At 37.2% G+C, this 22,479-nt stretch carries 26 protein-coding genes; 10 read left to right on the forward strand and 16 right to left on the reverse strand.

All coding sequences use genetic code 11. The annotated features are described in order from the left end of the window. Positions 1-12: 12 nt before the first annotated feature. The 4 genes from pta to Q0X77_RS02980 form a co-directional block, all read right to left on the reverse strand. Complete coding sequence (pta, locus tag Q0X77_RS02965; RefSeq protein WP_297792779.1) at positions 13-2,106, reverse strand: phosphate acetyltransferase; 2,094 nt, start codon at positions 2,104-2,106, stop codon at positions 13-15. A 148-nt stretch (positions 2,107-2,254) separates the two neighbouring features. Beyond that, entirely contained in the window at positions 2,255-3,127 is an 873-nt protein-coding gene (locus tag Q0X77_RS02970; protein WP_297792782.1) for a universal stress protein, read from the reverse strand. Positions 3,128-3,154: 27 nt separating this feature from the next. Next, positions 3,155-3,997, reverse strand: a complete 843-nt coding sequence (locus tag Q0X77_RS02975) for a universal stress protein (protein ID WP_297792785.1) — start codon at positions 3,995-3,997, stop codon at positions 3,155-3,157. 7 nt (positions 3,998-4,004) lie between these two features. After that, positions 4,005-4,856, reverse strand: a complete 852-nt coding sequence (locus Q0X77_RS02980) for a universal stress protein (protein WP_297792788.1) — start codon at positions 4,854-4,856, stop codon at positions 4,005-4,007. A 194-nt stretch (positions 4,857-5,050) separates the two neighbouring features. Here Q0X77_RS02980 and Q0X77_RS02985 point away from each other — a divergent pair, with 194 nt between their 5' ends. The 5 genes from Q0X77_RS02985 (at position 5,051) to Q0X77_RS03005 (ending at position 8,164) form a co-directional block, all read left to right on the forward strand. Continuing rightward, positions 5,051-5,506: a DUF2267 domain-containing protein gene (locus Q0X77_RS02985; RefSeq protein ID WP_297792791.1), complete on the forward strand. Its 456-nt coding sequence runs from the start codon at positions 5,051-5,053 to the stop codon at positions 5,504-5,506. A 145-nt stretch (positions 5,507-5,651) separates the two neighbouring features. Next, a complete protein-coding gene (locus Q0X77_RS02990) occupies positions 5,652-6,284 on the forward strand; it encodes a WG repeat-containing protein (RefSeq protein ID WP_297792794.1) in 633 nt (210 codons plus the stop codon). A gap of 9 nt (positions 6,285-6,293) precedes the next feature. Then, the gene (locus Q0X77_RS02995) at positions 6,294-7,055 is read left to right on the forward strand and encodes an SDR family NAD(P)-dependent oxidoreductase (protein WP_297792797.1); all 762 of its coding nucleotides are present in this window, start codon (positions 6,294-6,296) and stop codon (positions 7,053-7,055) included. Between the two features lie 53 nt (positions 7,056-7,108). After that, a complete protein-coding gene (locus Q0X77_RS03000; RefSeq protein ID WP_297792800.1) occupies positions 7,109-7,381 on the forward strand; it encodes a DUF5661 family protein in 273 nt (90 codons plus the stop codon). 12 nt (positions 7,382-7,393) lie between these two features. Next, positions 7,394-8,164, forward strand: a complete 771-nt coding sequence (locus Q0X77_RS03005) for a GNAT family N-acetyltransferase (protein WP_297792803.1) — start codon at positions 7,394-7,396, stop codon at positions 8,162-8,164. Between the two features lie 354 nt (positions 8,165-8,518). Here the strand turns inward: Q0X77_RS03005 and Q0X77_RS03010 are convergent, their stop codons facing one another. The 7 genes from Q0X77_RS03010 to Q0X77_RS03040 all read right to left on the reverse strand — a co-directional run bounded on the left by Q0X77_RS03010 (position 8,519) and on the right by Q0X77_RS03040 (position 14,160). Then, positions 8,519-9,259 carry a slipin family protein gene (locus Q0X77_RS03010; RefSeq protein WP_297792805.1) on the reverse strand — a complete coding sequence of 247 codons (741 nt, stop codon included), beginning with the start codon at positions 9,257-9,259 and terminating at the stop codon, positions 8,519-8,521. 247 nt (positions 9,260-9,506) lie between these two features. Beyond that, positions 9,507-10,172, reverse strand: a complete 666-nt coding sequence (locus Q0X77_RS03015) for a hypothetical protein (RefSeq protein ID WP_297792807.1) — start codon at positions 10,170-10,172, stop codon at positions 9,507-9,509. 47 nt (positions 10,173-10,219) lie between these two features. Beyond that, complete coding sequence (locus Q0X77_RS03020) at positions 10,220-10,945, reverse strand: hypothetical protein (RefSeq protein ID WP_297792809.1); 726 nt, start codon at positions 10,943-10,945, stop codon at positions 10,220-10,222. A gap of 6 nt (positions 10,946-10,951) precedes the next feature. Continuing rightward, positions 10,952-11,254, reverse strand: a complete 303-nt coding sequence (locus Q0X77_RS03025) for a zinc ribbon domain-containing protein (protein WP_297792811.1) — start codon at positions 11,252-11,254, stop codon at positions 10,952-10,954. A gap of 79 nt (positions 11,255-11,333) precedes the next feature. After that, positions 11,334-12,380 (reverse strand): hypothetical protein, encoded by a 1,047-nt coding sequence (locus tag Q0X77_RS03030; protein ID WP_297792814.1) that lies wholly within the window; start codon positions 12,378-12,380, stop codon positions 11,334-11,336. After that, positions 12,377-13,552, reverse strand: coding sequence for a M20 family metallopeptidase (locus tag Q0X77_RS03035; RefSeq protein WP_297792816.1), 1,176 nt, complete (start codon positions 13,550-13,552; stop codon positions 12,377-12,379). Before Q0X77_RS03035 ends, Q0X77_RS03030 begins: the two co-directional genes overlap by 4 nt. After that, on the reverse strand, positions 13,549-14,160 hold the full coding sequence (locus tag Q0X77_RS03040) for a flavin reductase (RefSeq protein WP_297792819.1): 612 nt from the start codon (positions 14,158-14,160) through the stop codon (positions 13,549-13,551). Before Q0X77_RS03040 ends, Q0X77_RS03035 begins: the two co-directional genes overlap by 4 nt. Positions 14,161-14,274: 114 nt before the next feature. Here Q0X77_RS03040 and Q0X77_RS03045 point away from each other — a divergent pair, with 114 nt between their 5' ends. Further along, positions 14,275-15,366 (forward strand): site-2 protease family protein, encoded by a 1,092-nt coding sequence (locus Q0X77_RS03045; protein WP_297792821.1) that lies wholly within the window; start codon positions 14,275-14,277, stop codon positions 15,364-15,366. Positions 15,367-15,383: 17 nt separating this feature from the next. Here Q0X77_RS03045 and Q0X77_RS03050 read toward each other — a convergent pair whose 3' ends face one another. Beyond that, positions 15,384-16,265 (reverse strand): universal stress protein, encoded by an 882-nt coding sequence (locus Q0X77_RS03050; protein WP_297792823.1) that lies wholly within the window; start codon positions 16,263-16,265, stop codon positions 15,384-15,386. Between the two features lie 172 nt (positions 16,266-16,437). Here Q0X77_RS03050 and Q0X77_RS03055 point away from each other — a divergent pair, with 172 nt between their 5' ends. The 3 genes from Q0X77_RS03055 (at position 16,438) to Q0X77_RS03065 (ending at position 18,169) form a co-directional block, all read left to right on the forward strand. After that, positions 16,438-16,803 carry a hypothetical protein gene (locus Q0X77_RS03055; RefSeq protein WP_297792825.1) on the forward strand — a complete coding sequence of 122 codons (366 nt, stop codon included), beginning with the start codon at positions 16,438-16,440 and terminating at the stop codon, positions 16,801-16,803. 71 nt (positions 16,804-16,874) lie between these two features. After that, positions 16,875-17,480: a CDP-alcohol phosphatidyltransferase family protein gene (locus Q0X77_RS03060; RefSeq protein WP_297792828.1), complete on the forward strand. Its 606-nt coding sequence runs from the start codon at positions 16,875-16,877 to the stop codon at positions 17,478-17,480. 77 nt (positions 17,481-17,557) lie between these two features. Beyond that, positions 17,558-18,169, forward strand: a complete 612-nt coding sequence (locus Q0X77_RS03065; protein ID WP_297792831.1) for a GyrI-like domain-containing protein — start codon at positions 17,558-17,560, stop codon at positions 18,167-18,169. 19 nt (positions 18,170-18,188) lie between these two features. Here Q0X77_RS03065 and Q0X77_RS03070 read toward each other — a convergent pair whose 3' ends face one another. Genes Q0X77_RS03070 through Q0X77_RS03080 form a run of 3 tightly spaced genes read right to left on the reverse strand, consistent with a single transcriptional unit; the run spans position 18,189 to position 20,750 of the window. Further along, positions 18,189-19,184: an MlaD family protein gene (locus tag Q0X77_RS03070; RefSeq protein WP_297792835.1), complete on the reverse strand. Its 996-nt coding sequence runs from the start codon at positions 19,182-19,184 to the stop codon at positions 18,189-18,191. Between the two features lie 4 nt (positions 19,185-19,188). Beyond that, on the reverse strand, positions 19,189-19,938 hold the full coding sequence (locus Q0X77_RS03075; protein WP_297792838.1) for an ATP-binding cassette domain-containing protein: 750 nt from the start codon (positions 19,936-19,938) through the stop codon (positions 19,189-19,191). Between the two features lie 29 nt (positions 19,939-19,967). Beyond that, positions 19,968-20,750, reverse strand: coding sequence for an ABC transporter permease (locus tag Q0X77_RS03080; protein ID WP_297792840.1), 783 nt, complete (start codon positions 20,748-20,750; stop codon positions 19,968-19,970). Positions 20,751-20,928: 178 nt separating this feature from the next. On the opposite strand from Q0X77_RS03080, the gene Q0X77_RS03085 reads away from it, so the two are divergent. After that, complete coding sequence (locus Q0X77_RS03085; RefSeq protein WP_297792843.1) at positions 20,929-21,876, forward strand: L,D-transpeptidase; 948 nt, start codon at positions 20,929-20,931, stop codon at positions 21,874-21,876. Positions 21,877-21,992: 116 nt separating this feature from the next. Here the strand turns inward: Q0X77_RS03085 and Q0X77_RS03090 are convergent, their stop codons facing one another. Further along, a complete protein-coding gene (locus Q0X77_RS03090; protein WP_297792846.1) occupies positions 21,993-22,463 on the reverse strand; it encodes a hypothetical protein in 471 nt (156 codons plus the stop codon). Between the last annotated feature and the right edge of the window lie 16 nt (positions 22,464-22,479).

A 22,479-nucleotide genomic window follows, 5' to 3' on the forward strand; every position in this document is an offset into this window, starting at 1 on the left:
AATTAATATCAGTTATCCTACTTGGGCTTGTATTGCGGTGATTATAACGGTATTGAATATATCATTAACCGTACTTCCCCTGCTCAAATCATTGACAGGTTTATTTAAGCCTTGAATTATAGGTCCAATTGCAAGTGCTTTGGTCTCCCGCTGAACGGCCTTATAGGTATTATTCCCTGTGTTTAAATCCGGAAAAATAAAAACACTGGCCTGTCCGGCTACTTCGGAATCGGGCATTTTAGTTTTACCCACACTTTTATCCACCGCGGCATCGTATTGGATTGGGCCTTCAACCTTTAAATAGGGAGCTCTTTCTTTGACATATTTAGTAGCCTGGCGAACCCTTTCAACATCTTCCCCGGATCCGGAAGTGCCGGAAGAATAGGAAAGCATTGCAATTTTAGGTTCTATTCCAAACGCTAAACTAGTAGCAGCAGACGTAATAGCTATTTCCGCCAATTGCTCAGCATCCGGGTTAGGGTTTATTGCACAGTCTCCATATACGGAAACTCTGTCTTCCAAACACATAAAGAATACAGAGGAAACTATAGAAACATTGGCCTTGGTTTTAATCAACTGAAGTGCCGGTCGGATGGTATGCTGAGTTGTATGAACCGCCCCTGAGACCATTCCGTCTGCATCTCCCTTATAAACCATCATGGTACCAAAATAGGAGATATCGGCCATAAGGTCACTAGCCATGGCTTTGTCTACATTTTTATGTTTCCGCAGTTCATACAGGGTATTCACATAATCTTCAAAATATTTTGAATGCACCGGATCTATGATATCAATTTTTTCAAAATTAATCGACAAATCCAGCTGTCTTGCCTTTGCTTTTATTTCTTCAGAATCACCTAAAAGGGTTATTTTCACAGCATCGGCATCTATTAATTCCTTGGTAGCCCTTAAAATGCGTTCATCTGTGCCTTCGGGCAAAACAATATGTTTCTTCGCACCTTTCGCCCTTTTTAAAAGGTTATACTGAAACATCCGTGGAGTTATCCCGTTCGCTTCAAATGTAATGAGACGCTCTGCCAAAGCATTTACGGGCACAAATCTTGTAAAGTCCAGAATAGATGCCTCTATTTTCTGTTTATTCTCCGCGTATATTTTGGGTCGAATTGCACCTACTTTATTGGCAATTTTAAAGGTCCCACCCTGAACCGAAATGATAGGAACGATTTCCGAGAGACCTTCTATTAATTGAATCACAGGATCTTCCGGTATAAGTCCACCGGTAAGAACCATTCCTGAGGCAGTTGGATAATTGGAAGACAAATTTGCCTGCAAGGCTCCTAAGATAATATCCGATCTATCCCCGGGAGTTATAACCAAACCATGATCTTTAAAGTGAGTGAGATAATTTCGCAACTGCATGGCTCCAACACTAAAATTACTCACCTGGTTATTTAAATACTCATGACCAAAAAGTACTTCGCCTTTTAATTCATTAACAATCTCTTTCATAGTCGGATTACCAAGGGTTGGATTCAAGGGAATGGTGCCAACTAATATATCATCCGGAAGTGCTTTTAATAGACCATTGGTAACCAGGTTTACATTTTTGGGCTCTACTTTATTGCCAATGACCATTAAAACTTCAACTCCTTTGTTGTTAAAGGAATCATAGGCAAGATACAGGTTATCAACCAGTTCTTCCAGTGTTTTACCTACACCGCTTGCCAAAAGGATTACGGGGATACCCAGGTTTTTTGCTATCTCAACATTGTTGTCCCATTCTATAATAGAACCTTCTCCGGAAAAGTCGGTACCCTCAACCAAAATGAAATCAAAGCGGGATTCAATGGCTTTATATTTTTCAATTATTTTGTCTGTGGTCTCATAACTCTTATTTTGATTGTGATTATGAATTACTTCACTCCTGGTACATGCATATGCCTCGTTATATTCCATTTGTATTCCAAAATAGGAAATCACAGTATTAATATGATTATCCTTTTCCCCGGGTCCATAATCATTGATTATCGGTCTGAAGTATCCTACTTTCGCAGTTTTTCCCAATGCCAGGTGCATGAGACCTAATGATACAATAGATTTACCGCTATTGGGCTCTGTAGTTGCAACATAAATAGCTTTACTCATTGCTGAAAGAATTTTCCAAGTGCAAATTTATGGTATTCCCATTATTAAAACGATTTTCTATTCCCTTAAATAAATTAAGGAAAATCCAATTCCAATATTTTCTGAAATTTATATGAAGTTATTAAGTTTTAGAAGTATCTGATAGAGATCATATCACCTCAGGCAGGACCAAAAATGGAATCTTGGTTCTAAAAGCTACTTTCTTTACAACAGGTTCGTGTGTAAGTCTTTGAAAAAAACCATATTGAGAATTTATCATAGCTATTAAACCTGCTTTTTTCTTTTCAGTTAAATCGTTAATCTTCAGGGCAATGTTAGGATGATAGTCAAATTCTTCAAAAACGCAGTTTTTCTCTCCCAGCAAATTCTGAAGCAATTTCTTTAATTGGAGTTGATCCTCGCCCAATTCCTCTTCCTCGCTGATATGAACAACATTAATTGTGGCTTTACGAAGTTGGGCAAGATCCAGCAATGGTTGTAGCTCAACTCTTTGATATAAATGTTTAAAATTTGAAGCAAACAAAATTTCATTGAAAGTATTAAAATCATAAGAGTTGGGAACAGCTATAATCGGACAAAAGTTAATGTGCTTTATAACACTAACCGTATTGCTACCCATAAAAATTTCACTCAGCCCGGATGCGCCCTGTGTTCCCATAATAATAAAATCTGCATCCTTATCAATTACTATGCGGCCTATTGCATTTAACAATGAATCATCAACAACCTCTCCTTCAAACTGATGATCCCGTACTTTATTTATTCTATTTAAGTGGTTAACTATCTTATTCACTTTACGTTTAGCTTCCTGGATTGTAATCTCATGGAGCCTGGTATCGCGTTCTTTATTTATTGTGCTAATTAAACCAGATGGACTAACCTGGTGCGAATGAATTATAATAAAAGTACATGGCGATTGTTCAAAAAGGAATGTTGCATATTTGATGGCATGCCATGCATTTTTAGAAAAATCGGTAGGTAAAACTATTCGCATCATAATAAAATCATATTTGATATTCATCTGTTAGTCAAATCCCCATTTGAAGGCTTATTCGGGTAACACCAGCAATGGAATTTTGGAATGAAAGCCCACTTTTTTTATAACGGCTTCGTGGGTCAGGTTCTCTATAAAAGTATGCTTATAATTAATTAAAACAATGACATCTGAATCTGATTCTTTTGCGAACATGCCTATAGAATCAGCAATATTAGCTTGCATTTCTACATTGTGAAATGAGTGTGCTATTTTACCCATTCTCTTAATCAAAATCTCCTTGTTGGAAATTTGTTCATCATTCAATACAAATTCTTGTGCTATATGGCATATGAGTATTTTGGATTTCCACACACTTGCCAATTCTGTTAACGGATTCAGTTCATATTTTGAATAGGGTTTTGTAAACGCTGTCGGAAATAAAATTGTGCTTAAATCTTTAAAGTCGTGTTGGCTTGGAACTGCCAGGATGGGGCAAGTATTTATGGTTTTAATAAGTTTTACCGTATTGCTGCCCATAAAAATTTCTTTGGCTCCGGTAGCGCCTTTGGTACCCATTACAATTAAATCTATATCCTCTTCAATACGGATTTCCTTTACGGCATTTATGAAATCACTGGAGAAGGAGCGTTTTTCGAAAGTATGGTTTTTGTTTGCATGATTCTTTGCCAAATACTGCATTATTTTATCAAGTTCAATGCCAGAATTTTTTTCAAGGGACTCATAGATTACCCCTAATCTTTTTTTGGTCTTATCTCCGAGGATATTTGCAAAACTTGGTTCATAAGTATTCAATAGGAAAAAGTGACAATGTATATGTTCATGCATTTTTAGTGCTGTAAAAATGGCATTCCAGGCATTATTGGAAAAATCTGTAAGCAGCAATATTTTTTTCATATGTATCCTATTTAGTAATCTTAGCCGTGTCTCTTATAACTAGAAATGGTAGTTTTATATGAAACCCTATTTGATCCACATTTTGTTTCCATAGAAGTCGTTCCACAAAGGAATGTTTTCTATTCATCATCATCAGGAGATCGATAGCATTTTCATTGGCATAATCCAACACCGCACTTGGCATTAAACCTCCCTTTAATTCCGTAAATGTAACAGGCAAACCCTCTAATTGACGATTTAGAGACATCTTATTTTCCTGCTGACTATCGGTCAGTTCATACTCCTCCTTCACGTGTAAAACAACAAGTTTAGCTTTATTCATCTTAACCATTTGAATAGCAGAATTCAACTCTTCCTTTTTATAGTCTGTCAAATAATCGGATGGAAGTAAAATCTTCTGAATTTTTTTAAAGCTATAATTTTCCGGAATTACCAAAACGGGGGCTATCGCTTTTCGAAGCACATAAACGGTATTGGTTCCAAGAAAAATCTCTTTAGCCCCGGTTGCTCCCTGGGTTCCCATAACTATCAGATCGATATCCTTCTCCCGGGTTACCTCATTAACCTCATCTGTAAGTGTATTAAAGGCTGAAATGGGACTATAGCTATGATTCGGGTTCTGATACTTTTTCTTAACATCCCCAAGTGTTTTTTCTAAACCCGCCAGTGATATATCCACATCTACATCCGGAATAGCACTAAACATAGGGCCCCCTAGCATATAATCCATTCGATAAAATGAAGGTGTGTAAGTGTGCAGAAAATAAAATTTACACTTTTCATTTTTAAACAATTCCATGGCATAGGTAATGGCATTCCAGGAATTTTTAGAAAAATCAGTTGGTAGAAGTATGTTCATAATATGATCTTTATATCTCAAATTTATTAACAAAAAGAGATGTTAACTATGATATTAATCAGTAGAAAATGTATTCTCTAAATATCCTTGAATTCCATATTAAATTTGACTTAAAATAAATCTGAGATGACTAAGATCATTTGTAAAGACAAGACTACTTCTCATCTTTAGTGTTCACTAATAAATTCATAATCATGGCACTAAATTTTAATCAATATGCAACAGAAGGGAATACGTTCCTTAAAGAATATGCCAAGGAAATGAACCTTGGAGACAATAGAGAAAAAGCTGGCAGAATATTAGCTTCAATACTTCATGCCCTCAGGGATATTATTTCAACCGAAGAATCCCTGCAGTTTCTTGCACAACTTCCTATGTTCCTAAAAGGGGTATATGTAAACGGATGGACACTTAGAAAAAAGAAGAAGTTGAAAATAAAACATATGGCTGATTTCATAGATCTCGTCAGAAAACATGACGGTCCTGCAGCCATAAATGATTTTGAGTACAGCGATGAGGTGGCAGAGCAATATATTGATACAACTTTTATCTATCTGAGAAAATATATTTCCCTGGGTGAGCTGGAAGATATCAGAGACGGCCTTCCAAAGGACCTGAAAAATATGATTTACTCGAACATCATGTTCTGAGATAATTGCACTTAGGCACTATAAAACCATTAACTTCTTTGGTAATGCGTACCAATATTTTATGTGCATGGGATAATGCAGACCATTTTGTCCATCACATTGTAGATATAATGTAACCTTATGAACATAATTAATATACAGTCTTATGAAAAAAATATTCACGTTTTTAGTCTTAACCCTACTCCCCTTTTTAATCTACCCGCAAGAACTTGTAGGACTCGACGAAGTAGCTCCTTATAGTGAAGGGTTAGCTTCAGTAAGAAAAGGAGATCAATGGGGGTTTATTGATAAAAATGGTCAGTTGGTCATTGATTTTAGAGATGATCTTGTATGGAATAAAATGGCAAATATCTCAGAAAATGACGTAAGCAGTATACGATATCCTCAATTCAAAAATGGCAGATGTATGATAAAGAATCTTATGGAAGAAGAGGAGATTGTTACCTATGGTTTTATAGATAAGGAAGGTAAAGTCATTATAGAACCGGAATATTTGAATTTAACCGAATTCAGTGAAGGATATGCACTTGGTATCCTGGTGACAAAAACCTTTCGCGGTAAGAACAATTTTCAGTTGAATATCTATGATTATAAATTTAGTGAAGTTCTTTTAGACACTCATGGTGATATAATGCTCCTAGTTAATAAAAGAGATGGAATATCAATGTCTAAAAGGCGCTACGAATTACCTGAACTACGTGCTAAATTTTTATCGATTAACGCATTGGCTGTAAAAACCGAAGCGAATAAATGGGAAATCCGGAAACTTAATTTATAAATACTTATCATGACAAAATTAAAAGAAAAGGTCGCAATCATTACTGGTGGAGCAGCAGGAATAGGCAAAAGTACTGCTGAATTGTTTCTTAAGGAAGGAGCAAACGTAATGCTTGTAGACGTTAACAAAGAAGAATTGCAAGCCACCGTCAATGAATTAGATTCTTCAAATTTAGCCTATTGCGTTGCCGATGTTTCAAATCCGGATGATGTAAAACGCTATACTGGGGAAACTATAGCCCATTTTGGCAAAATAGATATCTTCTTCAACAATGCGGGGATAGAAGGAACTTCCAGTTCCATAGAGGACTATCCCGACGAGATATTTGATAGGGTAATAGCCGTAAATCTTAAAGGAGTTTGGTACGGATGTAAATATGTCATTCCAAAGATGACCGAAGGTGGTTCTGTAATGATTACATCCTCGGTTGCCGGACTTAAAGGTTTTCCCAACCTGGGAGCCTATGTGGCCAGTAAACATGGTGTTATTGGAATAATGAGAGTGGCCGCCTTAGAATTTGCCAGTCGAAAAATACGTGTAAACACCATACATCCCGGTCCTGTAAATACAGAAATGATGCGAAGAATAGAAACTGAAATTTCACCGGATGATTCGACAGAAGCTCAAAAAGGTTTTGAAGCCATCGTTCCCTATGGCAGGTATGCCGAAGCCTCAGAAATTTCTAATCTGGCTCTCTTTCTTGCTTCAGATGAAAGTAAATACATAAACGGAAATACCTATGTGATTGATGGTGGAATAATGGCAGGTTAAAAAAACCAGATGCCCACTTCACTCACAATAGGAATTTTGAAAACTATAAGAAAATGAAAAAAATTAAAAAACAAGAAGCCAGAGAGATTGGGGAATTTCTTGGTATCAATTGGGAGGAAGTAAGTTTGGATGAATTTACTGATGGAATTAATGTTGAATTTGAACATGGAACACGATTTCCGGAAACCAATGTCACAAATGATGACAAGTACCTTACCGGAAAAATTGCATGGGCTCATTTAAAGGAATTTCCTGATTATTACACAAGACTGGAAAAAATGGAAAAGGAGGCCGAAGATTTTTGGGCGATAACCAACGCCAATTGAAACATGGGAGATATGAATTCTACCATAATTATAGATGTTACCCCTGAAAATGTACAAGAAGAGACACTTTTTTGCATTAAGGACATAAAAAAACCAGGATTTCATGCTAAGCGGGAATGGTTCAAAAAACAATACCAGCTTGGGTTACGGATGAAAATTTTAAAAGACGATACTCATAAAATGATTGGATTTATTGAGTATATCCCGGTATCCGATGCTTGGCGTCCGGTTGAGGGAAAAGACTTCATGTTTATTCATTGTATGTATATATCCCTCAATAAAAATAAAAACAAAGGTTATGGTTCATTGCTTATCAGGCAAGTTGAAAACGAAGCCAAAAAGAAAAAAATGGACGGTATGTGTGTAATGGCCAGCAAAGGCGCCTGGATATCGGACAAAAGGATATTTGAAAATAACGGTTTTAAACAAGTAGATCAAAGGGGAAGGTTTGAATTAATGTCCAAAAAATGGGAGCCAAAAGCTAAAGACCCAAAGCTAATAGACTGGACAGCAAATCAAGGAAAATACCAGGGCTGGCACCTGATCTATGCAGACCAGTGCCCATGGCATGAAAAATCGGTATTCGACTTATTAAATACGGCCTTGGACTATGGAATTGACCTTCAAGTAACCAAATTAATCAATTCAAAAGAGGCTAAACAGGCACCTTCCGGATATGGGGTTTTCAGTTTATTACACGATGGGAGGCTAATTGAAGATCATTATTTAAGCGCAACCAGATTCAGGAATATATTAAAGAAAGAATTATTGCAAGAAAACTAAATAGTTGGATTGTTTATCTGCAAAGTCCAACCCATGTTTAGAATTATTGGAAATGGAAGCAGCAAAAGCAGAATGTTGTCCAAAATTTCATCCTGAAAAAGTGGGATGAACAGACATGGAATTGGAAAAATAAGCAAGTTCATTGGTCCTGCACTTTTTCCTTTTACATAGGGATCTTGCTAATACTATGGATTAAGATGCAGCTTTACTTTAGCACTGCCTTTAATAATCTCCATTTCTCTTATACTATCCCGGGTGTACTAATAATAGCCCTTGGCCAGTTTCCCAAAACAAAAAGTGATTATGTAAATTCATAATCCGTATATTTCTCTTTATCAGATAGTTATACCCGGTTTATTTTCCTTTAGACTTTTTCGGCAATACCTCTTCAGGAAATGGGAAGATGATTGTAGAATTTTTCTCAGCTGCAATATTAGACAATGTTTGATATAGCCTCAACTTAATTGCAGAGGGCGATTTATCTATTTGCAACCCTGCTTCCAGCAGTTTTCCGGCAGCCTGTTCCTCTGCCTGTGCCAATATAATTCTCGCTCTTCTTGATCTTTCAGCCTCTGCCTGGTTGGCCATCATTCGCCTCATATTTTCAGGTAACTGAATATCCTTAATTTTTACATCTATAATCTCAATGCCCCATTCGTGAGTTTCCTGTTCAACAATGCTCTTAATATTCTTACCCATTTCCTCACGTTTAGATAGTATAGTGTCTAATTCCACTTTTCCACAAACATCTCTTAAAGCAGCCTGGGAAAGCTGTGTAATAGCGAATGAAAATTCCTCAACTTCCAAAACTGCTTTTTCAGGATCGTAGATCTTAAAAAACACCACTCCGTCAATACTGCAGGGTACATTATCTTCTGTCATTACCTCCTGAGAAACGATATTAATGGTGATTACCCTGATATCAACAATTTGGATGGTGTCTACTATAGGTATTATCCATCTGAATCCCGGATTAAGAGTTTTTATATACTTTCCGAAACGGAATTTTAACGCTCTTTTATACTCAAATACAATTCTTATTCCGGCAAACAAAAAAAGTATAATTACAATGGCAAAGACAGATAGTGGGTTCATATCGGAAATTTTAAGTTAGTATTATTCTTTCAACATAAATCTGAAGATTTACGTTCTGCTATATTTTCTTAATCTAATATTGACTGTTGTTTTAAAATGAAAAGTAGCTTAAACCAATGTTCAGGTTAAATCACCATCCTCTTAAAGTTACGAAATATCTATGCTGAATCAAAACATTTAGGTTTCAAAAAAGTAAAGTAAAATTGAAGTTTCAAAATCATTAGAAAACCATATATAGATAGCCCATTCAAGGATCAACATCAATACTACTTCCTTCGTTTTTTAATTTTTTATAAAGGGTAAGGTCCATAAAAACAAACCAGGTAATAAAGCAGACAAAGGTGATTTTCTGGATAACAGGGAGGCTCCTCAAAAAAGTTCCGGTTTCATAAATATAGTAATTCGTTAAAAAGATCAACAAACATAAAACTCCAAAAAACAACAGCTTGTAATACTTTGCTTTAAACAGTTCAATAAAACAACTTATAAAGCCAATGGCTCCCAAAAATCCGGCGACACGAACGGTAATATCATGAGTGCCTGATGTCAGAGACATAGTAATGATTAAAGCCATTAAACCCGCCAACCACATAATAAAGAGATTAACGCTTTTATTGGCAAACAATGCAGGTAAATAATACCATAATAAAACAAGGCTTATACAAAGCACTCCCAATGAAGTTCTGGCAAAAAAACGAGCCGGATTTAATTCACCATTTATTGCATTTCGATCCAATAAATCACAGAGGTAATTATTCCAAAAGTTGAATCCCTCCTGATCCAATACTATCCATGAACCCCCGGGGTAATTCAAAGCCGCCAGAATATACAATACAACAAACAAAACCATTCCAACAAGTGGTATGAACAAGACATAGGGTTTGGGAACTACGGGAAGTATATCTATTTTCATTTACCTATCATATTCCGAAGTCATAAACAGCTAACTGGAAGGAATACTTATTGTAGCGCTGTCCTAAATAAATTTTCCGCTCTTCTTTTTATCCCATAGCACATTTTCCTGTCCATTGCGAATACAACAGGTTCTCCCAGGAGTCCAAATATCATACGATTTTTAATAGAAGGTCTGAAATCTAATCGATTTCTTGAGACAAATCGCGATCGATGCTCGCCTAAAGGTTCAACCATCCACAACCAACTAAGGTGCAAATAATTGATTGGGGATTCCAAGGCCTGATTGTAAACTGAATTCTTATTTAAATCGTACCAATTTTCAATAGCCATTGCCTTGCCATTCTCAAGAAGTACGATAGGACAGGCATCTTTGGGACCAAAAGGAATTAAATCCCCTAATTCGGGTTGTTGAAATTCCGGCAAAACTTTATCGGAATTATAGATTTGCAAACCCGTTATATTTTCTAATGCTTCGTAACTATAGAAGCCACCTCTGCCCTGCCCTATTTGGGCAATCCATGGCCAGACATATCGTGCAGGTGCATTAATCTCTATCGCATGGACGAATTCTGAGCGAGGATGTGGTACAAAATGATCTCCGGGAAAAGATAAACCGGCTTCCTTCCGGCTCAAACCCCATCGGTCTCGTAATGGTTTTAAAAATAAGGTTAAATACGATATAACGATAATGAGTATACCCTCTATCCCTTCCATAATTTGGAGAAATGTGAAGCGATTTCTTTGCTGCTCTTTTAATGAAACTGTTCCCATTGATTACTACTCAGCGTTATTTTTTACCTTTTTGCTTTTGGTTGATTTCCTCATACGTCTAAGCTTTGGAAGTGTGTTCTTCACTAAATTAGACGCTTTAACTTTAGACATCCCAAACTTTACGGCCATGTCAATATTCCTTGCAATTTTTTCTTCAAAGCTTATTCCCTTATCTGTGAACTCCCCTTCATCAAGACAAAAATGACAAAAATCCGTATTTATACTTCCATCGCTATCTGTTCCAAAATCAGTCATACTCTTCATGAGCATTCCACAACTTTCACAAATATTCTTTTTTAAAGTTTTCATTGCGCAGCATATTTATAATAACTTTTCCCAAGATAGAACCCATGAGATTAATACAGAATGATATTTGTCAGTAAATAACTTAATTTCTAAGTGCCGGAGTATTTTGGGATAAATCAAAACCGGTTTTTACAGATAATAATTCTTTTAACTCCTCAGTAGTGGAAGAATCAATTAAATTCAGCGCTTTGGCATTGCATAGTCTTTTAACCATCTGAACACCGGCAAGGGTATTGGATGCAATCCCTGTTACGATGTCCGGAGCAATTTCGAATGCTGCCATTAAACCGTAAACGGCATACGGATCTGAAGCACTAAGAATTGTACATTTAATATTATCCCTCAGCGCGTTAATTGCCAGATCTCCATTATAGGGTTCCAATGGAGATGCCCCAATCTCAACAATGGCTACATCAGCTTTTTGATGCTCTATCCTGCTTAAAAGCTGATCTAACTTGGTTTTATAAATTTCCGGAGGACAAATTGAAGAAGGCAATCCAACATCCACAAAATCCATAACCTCATTAGCTCCTACATCTTTTATGGCCAGAATGTCTTTATAACGTCCGGCACCGGTCAGCTTAGCACCAACTACTTTATATCCGGCAACTTTAAAATGATTGGCAACTATTCTGGCAGATGTTGTTTTTCCTGCAGACATAGAAGTCCCTACAAAGAGTATAACGGGCGTATTAAAGGGGACAGGTTCAACCGTTTCCACAAAATCATCCATCGTAAGTTTTCTACCATTTCTGGAGGCATGTCCGGTATAGGCTACTTCCATCATATTAGGTAAAAAAATAGATTTTGAGGTTAATTTTCCCATCAGCCCTCCTCCGGTTAAAACATGCATCCTCAGGTCTGCTTTTACTTCACGCCATGTTCCTGTTGCCTCGAGAGTTGCAAATCGTTCCCCGAGAGCACCGACAATGGATTCTCCTCCTATTACACCCCTCATTCTACCGGTGGGAAGTTCTAAATTTAAGGTGTTACTTCCCGGGTCCAGAATCCTGGTTACAATATAATCCCCTGTTTCCCATTGATCCCTATCTAGTTTAACCACATCGAATTCGATTTCAGCCAAATTTGAAATTCTAGTCAGGGATGTATAAATGAATTGATGGTTCATGTTTTTTTATTTAAAGGTTCTACTAATAATAAGAGCGTTAGTAGGGCTGTTCTTTCAATCAACTTATTTTGTAATATATACTCATGAGTTGCATGTGCGCCATCTCCCGGAGTTCCAAGACCGTCTAGTGTTGCAGTATATAGACTGGTCGTATTTGCATCTGAACCTCCACCAGCAGATGCTTCTTCCAGTTCCAGCCCTAATTCATGTCCTTGTTCTTTTGCCATTTTCCATAAAAGCCTATTGCGTGGTGTTTTTTCCATAGGTGGTCTGCCAATACCTCCTTCAATTTCTAATTCAACATCCTGGTGGAAGGGCTTTAAGGCTTTTATTTTTTTTGTTATTAATTCTCCGTCCGCTTCTTTAGTTACTCTAACATCGATTACGGCTTTACTCAATGGTGCGATCACATTGGGCGAGATGCCCCCTTCAATAGTGCCTATATTTACCGTAATACCTTTTTCAAGATCATTCATAGCGTATAGCTGCTGGACTTGTTGGGAGAGTTCAACAATAGCATTTACCCCTTTTCCCGGATCCAATCCGGCATGCGCTGCTCTCCCTCGGACCGTTATTGTAAATCTTCCTAAGCCTTTTCTTGCCGTTTTTAATTTTCCATTCAATCCCAGGGGGGGTTCCAAAACATAAGCACGATCTGCCAATTTAGCTAATCTCTTTAGTGCATGGGTAGATTCTCTGCTACCAATCTCTTCATCAGAATTAATAAACACTATCGGTTCCACTTTTTGAGTTATATTCAGATCTTTGATTGCCATTAATGCAAAAACTATCTGAGTAAGGCCGGCTTTCATATCATATATACCAGGACCTTTTATGGTTCCGTTGCTATAGATAAGCGGCATATTATCTATTGTCCCGAGGGGCCAAACCGTATCGCAATGACCTATAAGAAGTTGTAAGGGTAATTTCTTATTTCTGTTTTTAGGCCTTGCATACAGGTACCCCCCTGTTTTTTTACCGGAAACATGGATGGCCAGGTACCCCATAGCTTCAAATCTGTTCTTTAAATATTTAAGGATATGATGTTGAGAAGTAATCATATCTGAAGGGGTTTCCATGCCCACCAATTCTTTTAAAAAGAGTATCATTTGCTCTTCATGGGTCATTAAATACTCTTGGGTATGGGCAGCTATTTTTTCCGGGTTTTTCATCGCTTAAAATTTTTTGGAAAAGGGAAGTCGAAAGTTTCCGTAATCTTAGCAAACCTGCCGGGGGAAATATACGCCAGCAGGGGATTTTTTAGAATTTGTCCCTGTTCGTCCATTTCAGAAACTTTGACATAATCTCTATGTGCATAGGCAGCACTAATTTTGCCCGTAATAATACTATATTCATCAAAGCCATCAATAATTTTATGTAACCCACATTCCAAATAAAAATAAGCATCGCTTAATATTGGCGCATCCATTGTGGGGGCTTTTGATATGGGTAAGGCTTTAACAATCCCATTTGATTTGGAAATACATTCCATTCGGGGACTGGCGCTTAAGGAAGTGGTGATTATTTGATCCGGTATTGGAAAGCTTACTGTAAATCCCCCCGAGGCCAAAACATTACTAAATGTATTATGCCTTGGTGTACAAACAAATCCAAAATAATTTCCAAAGCCCAGGGGCATTGCCATATGTTTAGGTGCCAGATCATAACCATCCTTTTCCTTTGTCCCTATTAAAACCAAAGGAGCTATTGTAAAAACCTGATCCCAGATGGAAATTGTGTTATTCAAAAGTAAATATTTATCTTGCTGTAAAATCTTCATAAGAGATGATTTGAAGGGTATTACCTCTAAATTACAATGCAATTTTTAAGAATGTAATGACCTTGGTCATTGTTAAGATTGCAACATCTGGATACTTTCATAAAAAACAATAGGATGAAGGGCGTATTGAAACTCGGAAAAATCTCCGGAATAAGAATTGAGGTCCATTGGACCTTCACACTTATTTTAATATGGGTAGTATTTCTTGATATACAACGGGGCGGAACTGCGAATACAGCCTTTATGAACATTGTATTAATCTTGTTGCTATTCTTTTGCGTAATTCTTCATGAATTAGGACATGCCCTGGCCGCAAGGAGATTTAACATAAATACCAGAAAAATTACACTTTTGCCTATTGGTGGCGTGGCATCTTTAGAAAAAATGCCTGAAAAACCAGCCCAGGAATTAATCGTTGCCTTGGCCGGGCCTGCGGTAAATGTGGTCATTGCAATGCTGCTATATCTGATAGTACCTATGCAAAGTTATTTTGGACTGGATGCGGATAGCCTGGTACAGTTATTATCCGCCCCAACTTTAGAGACACTTTTATTTTATCTTTTTATTGCCAATATAATGTTGGTCGTATTTAATTTAATTCCAGCCTTTCCAATGGACGGAGGAAGGGTATTTCGCGCTTTGTTATCATTCACAATGGATAGAGCCAAGGCCACGGAAATAGCTGCGAGATTGGGGCAGGCATTGGCTGTAGTTTTTTTTATACTGGGATTGTTTTTTAATCCATTTTTAATTCTAATAGCACTCTTCATTTTTCTTGGTGCTTACAGCGAAAACCAAATGGTAAAACAAAAGTCCCTGGTTGAAGGTCATCTGGTAAAGGAAGCCTTACTCACCAATATTACCCTCCTAAATCCTAAAAATAGCCTGGCAGATGTTTTTAAAATCATTTTAGCCGGTACCGAAAAGGATTTTGTGGTTGCAGAAAATGGCACAATAGTGGGAATACTGCAACACAAGGAGATTATAAATAATGCCAAAAATGGGTCCCTTGAAGTTGGAGCGGTTATGAATACCAACTTTAGTACTATCAGTGAAATGGAAGAATTAAATGAATTCTTTGTTAAGGTGAATGCAACCCGACAGCGCTTCTTTCCGGTCACGGATTATAACAATAATATACTTGGAGCTATCGATGTAACAAATGTCAGCGAATTTCTTATGCTAAAGACTCAATTAATCTCATAAATGCAGATGTAAGCATATCATTCAATAGATGAACTCACTTTTTTTGATAATTGCAAACTGTTCTTTTGGAAACTTAACAAGGGAACGAGGTGCTCTAATTTCATTCGTTTAACCAAATCAAAATGCCACAGATTAGGAATTAAGCTATTACCTTCTCTTTCCAGCATAACTAATATATCAACATCTACTTCCAATAGAAACTCTTTCAGGGTATTAAAAACATCTTCGGATGATCGAAATTCAAAACTGATGTTTTTATTGGAAACCTTTTCCTTGAGCATTTCTTTAAACCAAAGCATTTGATCTTCCGCAGCATATTCATTTTTTGTTGATACATGAATTAATTTTATTTCAGCATCAAATGTAGCTGCAAACTCTGAAATTTTATCAATGGCAAGAACATCAACTTCTTCAAACGCAGTTGCGTAGATAATATTTTTTATGCCGGAAGGAATTGGTTTTTGCGGAACAGTCAAAACCGGTACAGGCGATTTTTCTATCAAGGCGGTTGCAGTACTACCAATAAATAGGTCCCTTACAATATTCCTGCCTCTCATCCCAACAACGATAAGGTCAGCATTTATTTCTTCCGCTTTTTCTATAATCCCAACAGACTCAATACTATTCTCAACCACATGAAGCATTGGTTTCGTATCATCATCATCGAATTTTTCCAAATGCTCCCTGCAAAACAACTCCAGTTTCTCCCGATTATCCTTGAATGCTGCTTCTTCAAGTTTGGCATAAGCCAAACTTACCGTGCTGATGAAAGTAGCTGAAATATCAAATACATGAATAATATGAAGTTGGGCATCAAGTTTATTTCTAAATACATCGGCTAATTTTATTGCTGAAATTGAATTCGTTGAATAATCCGTGGCATATAGTATGGTTTTCATAGGATATATTTTAAGTAAGTTGAAACCTAAGGATGAAACTATCAAAAAGAAAAACAACTAAAAATGACCTAAGTCATATCACTTAAGAAAACCGGTATATGACAATTGTCATTTTAACAAAGGGTGAAATGGGCTAATTTTATCTTATACGCAATAAAAAAAAACCAATATTATGGGTGAAATAGCAACATCAGATAGACAAATCACCCTGTTTTTCAGTTCTAAATCAAAAAGGGCCAAGCAAACTTTGGCCTATGCGAAATCTGAAGGTTGGCCCGTTCAAGAAATAGATATATTAAAAACTCCTCTTACCGGGACACAAATAGCGGAATTGGCAGCAAGATTAGATCTGGAAGTAAAAGATTTGGTTAACCAAAATCATCCGGCTTATACTTCTAAATTTGAACCGCATGAATTCTCTTCGGATGATTGGATCAAAATGATACGACACAATCCCGAAATTATGAAACAACCGATTGCGCTCCGGGGAAATATTACCATCTTAGTTGAAACTCCAACGGATATCATTCGGATATGATTAATATGTGCTTAATTTAAATTTTTAGATATGCACAATAAGTTCTCATTAGAAAATTTAAATACCAGGTAATGCCGAAATTTAAAGAATTTAATATAGCAGATTGGTTTTCATTCTATCGCATTGCTGCTGTACCCCTTTTACTTACTTTAATATGGCTTAATGAACGAGAATTATTTAGCTGGTTCCTGGTTGTTAGCTATTCTACAGACGCAATAGACGGGTTTTTGGCAAGAAAGCTTAAGATTACCAGTGCGCGTGGTTCTCAATTGGACTCTTACGGCGACCAGGTTACCCTGGTAGTTGGTTTATTGGGTTTGATAAGATTTGAACCTGCTTTTATGAAGGAGAATTACATTCTGATTTTAATTGCCTTTATACCCTACATTGTGCAAATGATAATTGCATATAGAAAATACGGCAAAGCCACAGCTTTTCACACGTATCTGGCCAAAATATCCGCGGTTATTCAAGCGGTATTTATACTCTGGTTATTATTTTTTGGTCCTGTTTACTGGTTATTCTACACCATGATCATTATCGGTGTTTTAGAAACCATAGAAGAAATAACACTCATTCATTTATATGACCAATGGGTTGCCGGCGTAAAAGGTATTTACTGGGCCTTAAAAGACAAAAGGCGCCTAAATATAGAAGAAAATGGTCCTCAAGCCTGAGTTGACCAAATTTTGAAATTTACTCGCCTGATTCGTCGTATTAAAACCATTAGAAAAAGTAACGAAAGTGCCTTAAAATGGATAAGATTGATTACAAAAAAGAATTAAAACACCTTTACAAACCATCACGTCTGAAAATTGAATTAAGAGATGTTCCTGAAATGAATTTTTTGATGATAGATGGCATTGGTGATCCAAATACCTCTGTGGCCTATAAAGAAGCTATAGAAGCACTTTATGCGCTGTCCTATACCCTGAAATTTATGATCAAAAAAGGAGATCAACAGATTGATTATGGGGTTATGCCACTGGAAGGGCTTTGGTGGGTTGACGATATGTCTAAATTTGATATAAATAAAAAGGAATATTGGAAATGGACCGCTATGATCATGCAACCAGAAGTGGTTACCAATAAATTGGTTACTATGGCTACAGAAGCGGTTAGAAAAAAGAAGAATCCCATAGCATTATCTAAAATTCGTTTTGACTCTTTTTCTGAGGGAAATGTTGCACAAACTTTACACATAGGGCCATTTTCGGAAGAAGGCCCTACCATCAAAAGAGTTCATGACTTCATCATTGATAATGGGTACAAGCTTTCTGGAAAGCATCACGAAATTTACCTTTCAGATATTAGAAGGGCTGCACCTGAAAAATGGAAAACTATAATACGACAACCTTATGTATGAGAATGAGCATTAATTAAGTTCAATCCTTTTTCTGCTCCTTTTTTGCTTTTTTTTGTTCCTCTTTGGCCATTTTTTTGTAATAACCCCGGGTTAAAAAGTTATGCTTAAAGGCTTCCATATTCTCATTAAACCTCGCCGTACCTTCTTCTATACTTTTCATGGTCGCTTCCAGTCGTTGTACTAAAATGGTGTCTTTGGCTAAATAATTTAAGGCTCCTTCCCCCTCAGAAATACCGCTTACTACACTATCCAAATTAACAGTCAAATTCTCCATCCTATAACTGGCGGATTCAAGATTATGAATAATTTGTTTTATTTCAAGCCCGGCCAGGGAATCGCGCAATAACACCCCGACTACTGAATTCTCACTATTAGCCGCATTTACAAATCTGTTCACCTCTTCTATCGTATTATTTGCTTTGGCGCTTGTGAGTTTCAGATTCAAGATGGTTTGTTCAAGATTTTTTGCCATTGCGGTATCGTTAAGCAGGCGACCCAAAGTACCCTCTCCTTTAGTAAGTGCTGCCGTAACCTTCAGTAAATCGGCAGTTAGAAGTGCTGCATTTTCAGAAGTTACATTCAAGGTACTCATCATATCTTCAGCCCCAATACGGCTATAAGAAACAATTTGATCTCCGGACTTTATCCCTGATCCCGATCCGCCACCCGGAACAATATTTACAATCATACTGCCAACTAAACCATCGGAGCCTATTGTAGCTATAGCGTTATTTTTAATATGTTTTATCATATTTTCCTGAATGCTCATTACCACATTTATCGTAGAATCATTTTCCATTACTATATCTTTTACCGTGCCAACACCAATCCCTGAATAACGAACATTATTCCCTTTCTCCAGTCCATTTACATTTTTAAAAACGGCGTGGATCGTAAAAGTATTACCAAACATATTTTGCCTGTTTCCTATTAAATAGGCCGCAACTACCAGTAATGTTGTGCCAACGATCACAAAAATGCCCAATCTCAGTTTTTCCAAGCTTGTTTTGTCCATATCTTTATTTTTTAAAAAAGGCTTCTACCTTTGGATCTTTAGATTTAACAAGGTCATCATAAGAACCTTCTGCATAGTTAATACCATCTACAAGTAGAATCATACGTTCTGAAATTACACGAGCACAATCCACATCATGGGTAATAATTAAGGAAGATGTACCATACTTTTCCTGAATACTACGCATTAATTCAATAATTTCCTTCGCTGTAATTGGGTCCAATCCACTGGTTGGCTCATCATACAAAATAATTTTAGGTCTAAGTATCAGTGTGCGGGCTAAAGCCACACGTCTTTTCATACCCCCTGATAGTTCTTCCGGCATCAGATCTATGGCGTCTGCAAGACCAACGCTTTCCAAAGCTTCAAGTACCAGCGGAGTTGTATCTGAGATATCACCAAGTTTCTCTTTGTGTCTTCGCATCGGGAATTCCAAATTTTCCCTTACGGTCATTGAGTCATAAAGAGCGCTTCCCTGAAACAAAAATCCAATTTCCGAACGCAGAATATCGAGGGTAGGCCTGTCCAATAATTTAATCTCATTTCCCATTACGGATATGTAACCACTGTCCGGCTTCATCAATCCCACAAGGCATTTGATCATTACAGATTTTCCTGAACCGGATTTACCCATAACCACTAAATTTTCCCCTTTGTACAACTTCATATTAAAGCCATTGAGAACATTATTATTACCAAAACGCTTATAAAGATCTTTGATATGAATGATCACCTCACTTTCGTCAGTAACCATAGTATTCGATATTTCTTTTTTTTCTAACATCACAAGTCGTAAAATATATCAGATATCAAAACCGCTATAAAGTCAATAACGAACAATAGCATGGACGTAAATACCACCGCGGTATTGGCTGCTAATCCTACCCCAGCGGTTCCCTTTTTGCTGTAATAGCCCTTAAAACAACCCACCAGGCCAATTGCGAATCCAAAAAAGAAAGACTTTATAGTTGCCGGAACCAAATCCCGATAATCCAAAGCATCAAAAACACGATTAAAATAAAGCTGGAAAGAAACGTTGCCTTTAAAATTTTCAACCAGCGCAGAACCGTATAATGCTATGGCATCACCCATGATCACCAACAATGGCAGCATGAGGGTAGTTGCCAAAATTCTTGTCACGACCAAATATTTAAACGGATTTGTCCCAGACACCTCCATAGCATCTATTTGTTCTGTAACCCGCATAGATCCCAATTCAGCCCCGATCCCCGAGGCAATTCTACCTGCACAAACCAATGCCGTAATAACCGGCCCTAGTTCACGCACAATGGAAATACCAACCATATTGGGCATCCAGGATTCTGCACCAAACTCAATAAGTGTAGGCCTGGATTGTAATGTAAGCACCAACCCAATTATGAACCCGGTTACCAAAACCAGGACAAGGGAACGGTTACCCATATGATAGCATTGTCTAAGCAACTCCTTAAATTCAAAAGGAGGCCTGAGCGATTCTTTAAAAAAACGACCGGCAAAATAGGCCAGCTCCCCTATCTCTATAAAGAAACTTTTTATACCAACTGATATTGGTTTTACGGAACCCATAGGTTTTTTATCTTGTGGACCTGCTATCTCAAAGTTAGCCCCATTACACATTAATTTAAATGATATAAGTCATGTGCTTCACCTGATCGTGCTCATTGCCAAATTGCCTTTTGACCACTAATTTTATCTTGTTTCAGCTAATTTCCTGGCCCATTTAATTAAAAAAGTAAAATAAGCTATGACCCTGAAGCCCATATCCTTTCTTATGATGTTTATTGGCAGTGTATTTGCCGGCATACTTACGCTCATGGTCGTAATGAAGCCTACAAGTGAAATTAAAATGAACCCGATTGGACTTGAGGAAGATTCCGGGAATAAGATTAGGCCCTGGAATTGGATCCAAATTAGGAAGGATATAACGATAGGCCGTTATTTTGATTATATGGATTCTTTAGTAATCGCCCATGACTCTTTGGTCCCATATCCCTTATCTGAACACCTATTCGTCCATGCTAATCCATGGATACTGGACACTCTTGCCCACACAGATTACTATCTGATGATGGCACGTGATTCGTTCGTTTATGATCAGCGGAAAATGATAGTTCTTAAATCTACCGATTCTATTATGATCCCCGATTCCGTATCCGCAGGTCATCTATTGGATTCCTTCAAAAAAACACATCTTGATGTCAATATCCCCGAATTTAAACTCCGTATTTACCGCGATACGGCTTTACTATTTACTTTTCCGATAAGGGTAGGAAAAAACACAAAAAAATATCTGGCTATGGCCGACAAAATCACCGATTTAAGGACATTATCAGGAAGTGGAAAAATTATCCGACTGGAAAGAAATCCAAGATTCTATGACCCTGTAGACTTAAAGCGCTTCTATCGCACCAAAAGAGACGATAAGAAAACCACTTTAATGCCCCAAATACCCTGGATTGAGACCGAAATTAACGGGTTAAGAAACGGCCAGATGATACACCCCACTACCAATCCCAAAACACTGGGGAAGGCCAGCTCCAACGGATGTATTGGCACCAGGGAATCTGATGCCTGGGTCATTTACTATTATGCACCGCTTGGAACAGCTATAACAATTCGTTACGATTTGGAAATTAAAAATATTGAGGGGGATATAATTAAGCTCAAAGATATCTATGGCTATAAAAAATGATTATGGCCATCAAAGAGTTTACCTTGAATGTCCTGTTTGCTATAAGCTACATCACAATATAACCGGTATATCAGAAGATAACGCTTATAGCAAAAAGAACTATTAAATGTTTGGGCTTAATTAGTATTCACAAGAGGTATCTCTAGTGCCAATGAAGCATTTACCAAATCATCTATCTTGCTTTCGAGTTGAAAATAAAGTGCAGCTTTTGAGGCAGGTAGAATTTTTTTGAACTTCTTATAATACGACTTGTTAAGTTTCAATAGCTTTGTCTGATAGGCCAATGAGCGATTCACCAAGGCATCGGCTTTTTCGTCTGTCATTGACTCATAGCTAGCCGCGAAATCTTTAATGATATTCACCCGATCTGTATGAACCTGGTACAATTTTGAATTGTATTCATTGTAAAGTGACCAAAATGCGCCACTCTCTGAATCACTTAATGCCATGGTTTCTGCTACGGCAGCTTTTTTTTCAGTATTCAATACCTCTCTTACGACCTCCAGGTAATCATCAAAAGATTGTGAAAATGCAGGACTCATCATCATCACCATAACTAAAACCAGTAAAATTGTTTTTCTTTTCATTTTATTGTGTTTTGTA

It is taken from the genome of uncultured Eudoraea sp. (genome assembly GCF_947258925.1).
Classification (GTDB): Bacteria; Bacteroidota; Bacteroidia; order Flavobacteriales; family Flavobacteriaceae; genus Eudoraea.

Bases quoted from the DNA above. Each gene is read 5' to 3' on its own strand.
- pta (WP_297792779.1), bottom strand. From the start codon at position 2,106: ATGAGTAAAGCTATTTATGTTGCAACTACAGAGCCCAATAGCGGTAAA.
- Q0X77_RS02970 (WP_297792782.1), bottom strand. From the start codon at position 3,127: ATGAATATCAAATATGATTTTATTATGATGCGAATAGTTTTACCTACC.
- Q0X77_RS02975 (WP_297792785.1), bottom strand. From the start codon at position 3,997: ATGAAAAAAATATTGCTGCTTACAGATTTTTCCAATAATGCCTGGAAT.
- Q0X77_RS02980 (WP_297792788.1), bottom strand. From the start codon at position 4,856: ATGAACATACTTCTACCAACTGATTTTTCTAAAAATTCCTGGAATGCC.
- Q0X77_RS02985 (WP_297792791.1), top strand. From the start codon at position 5,051: ATGGCACTAAATTTTAATCAATATGCAACAGAAGGGAATACGTTCCTT.
- Q0X77_RS02990 (WP_297792794.1), top strand. From the start codon at position 5,652: ATGAAAAAAATATTCACGTTTTTAGTCTTAACCCTACTCCCCTTTTTA.
- Q0X77_RS02995 (WP_297792797.1), top strand. From the start codon at position 6,294: ATGACAAAATTAAAAGAAAAGGTCGCAATCATTACTGGTGGAGCAGCA.
- Q0X77_RS03000 (WP_297792800.1), top strand. From the start codon at position 7,109: ATGAAAAAAATTAAAAAACAAGAAGCCAGAGAGATTGGGGAATTTCTT.
- Q0X77_RS03005 (WP_297792803.1), top strand. From the start codon at position 7,394: ATGAATTCTACCATAATTATAGATGTTACCCCTGAAAATGTACAAGAA.
- Q0X77_RS03010 (WP_297792805.1), bottom strand. From the start codon at position 9,259: ATGAACCCACTATCTGTCTTTGCCATTGTAATTATACTTTTTTTGTTT.
- Q0X77_RS03015 (WP_297792807.1), bottom strand. From the start codon at position 10,172: ATGAAAATAGATATACTTCCCGTAGTTCCCAAACCCTATGTCTTGTTC.
- Q0X77_RS03020 (WP_297792809.1), bottom strand. From the start codon at position 10,945: ATGGGAACAGTTTCATTAAAAGAGCAGCAAAGAAATCGCTTCACATTT.
- Q0X77_RS03025 (WP_297792811.1), bottom strand. From the start codon at position 11,254: ATGAAAACTTTAAAAAAGAATATTTGTGAAAGTTGTGGAATGCTCATG.
- Q0X77_RS03030 (WP_297792814.1), bottom strand. From the start codon at position 12,380: ATGAACCATCAATTCATTTATACATCCCTGACTAGAATTTCAAATTTG.
- Q0X77_RS03035 (WP_297792816.1), bottom strand. From the start codon at position 13,552: ATGAAAAACCCGGAAAAAATAGCTGCCCATACCCAAGAGTATTTAATG.
- Q0X77_RS03040 (WP_297792819.1), bottom strand. From the start codon at position 14,160: ATGAAGATTTTACAGCAAGATAAATATTTACTTTTGAATAACACAATT.
- Q0X77_RS03045 (WP_297792821.1), top strand. From the start codon at position 14,275: ATGAAGGGCGTATTGAAACTCGGAAAAATCTCCGGAATAAGAATTGAG.
- Q0X77_RS03050 (WP_297792823.1), bottom strand. From the start codon at position 16,265: ATGAAAACCATACTATATGCCACGGATTATTCAACGAATTCAATTTCA.
- Q0X77_RS03055 (WP_297792825.1), top strand. From the start codon at position 16,438: ATGGGTGAAATAGCAACATCAGATAGACAAATCACCCTGTTTTTCAGT.
- Q0X77_RS03060 (WP_297792828.1), top strand. From the start codon at position 16,875: ATGCCGAAATTTAAAGAATTTAATATAGCAGATTGGTTTTCATTCTAT.
- Q0X77_RS03065 (WP_297792831.1), top strand. From the start codon at position 17,558: ATGGATAAGATTGATTACAAAAAAGAATTAAAACACCTTTACAAACCA.
- Q0X77_RS03070 (WP_297792835.1), bottom strand. From the start codon at position 19,184: ATGGACAAAACAAGCTTGGAAAAACTGAGATTGGGCATTTTTGTGATC.
- Q0X77_RS03075 (WP_297792838.1), bottom strand. From the start codon at position 19,938: ATGGTTACTGACGAAAGTGAGGTGATCATTCATATCAAAGATCTTTAT.
- Q0X77_RS03080 (WP_297792840.1), bottom strand. From the start codon at position 20,750: ATGGGTTCCGTAAAACCAATATCAGTTGGTATAAAAAGTTTCTTTATA.
- Q0X77_RS03085 (WP_297792843.1), top strand. From the start codon at position 20,929: ATGACCCTGAAGCCCATATCCTTTCTTATGATGTTTATTGGCAGTGTA.
- Q0X77_RS03090 (WP_297792846.1), bottom strand. From the start codon at position 22,463: ATGAAAAGAAAAACAATTTTACTGGTTTTAGTTATGGTGATGATGATG.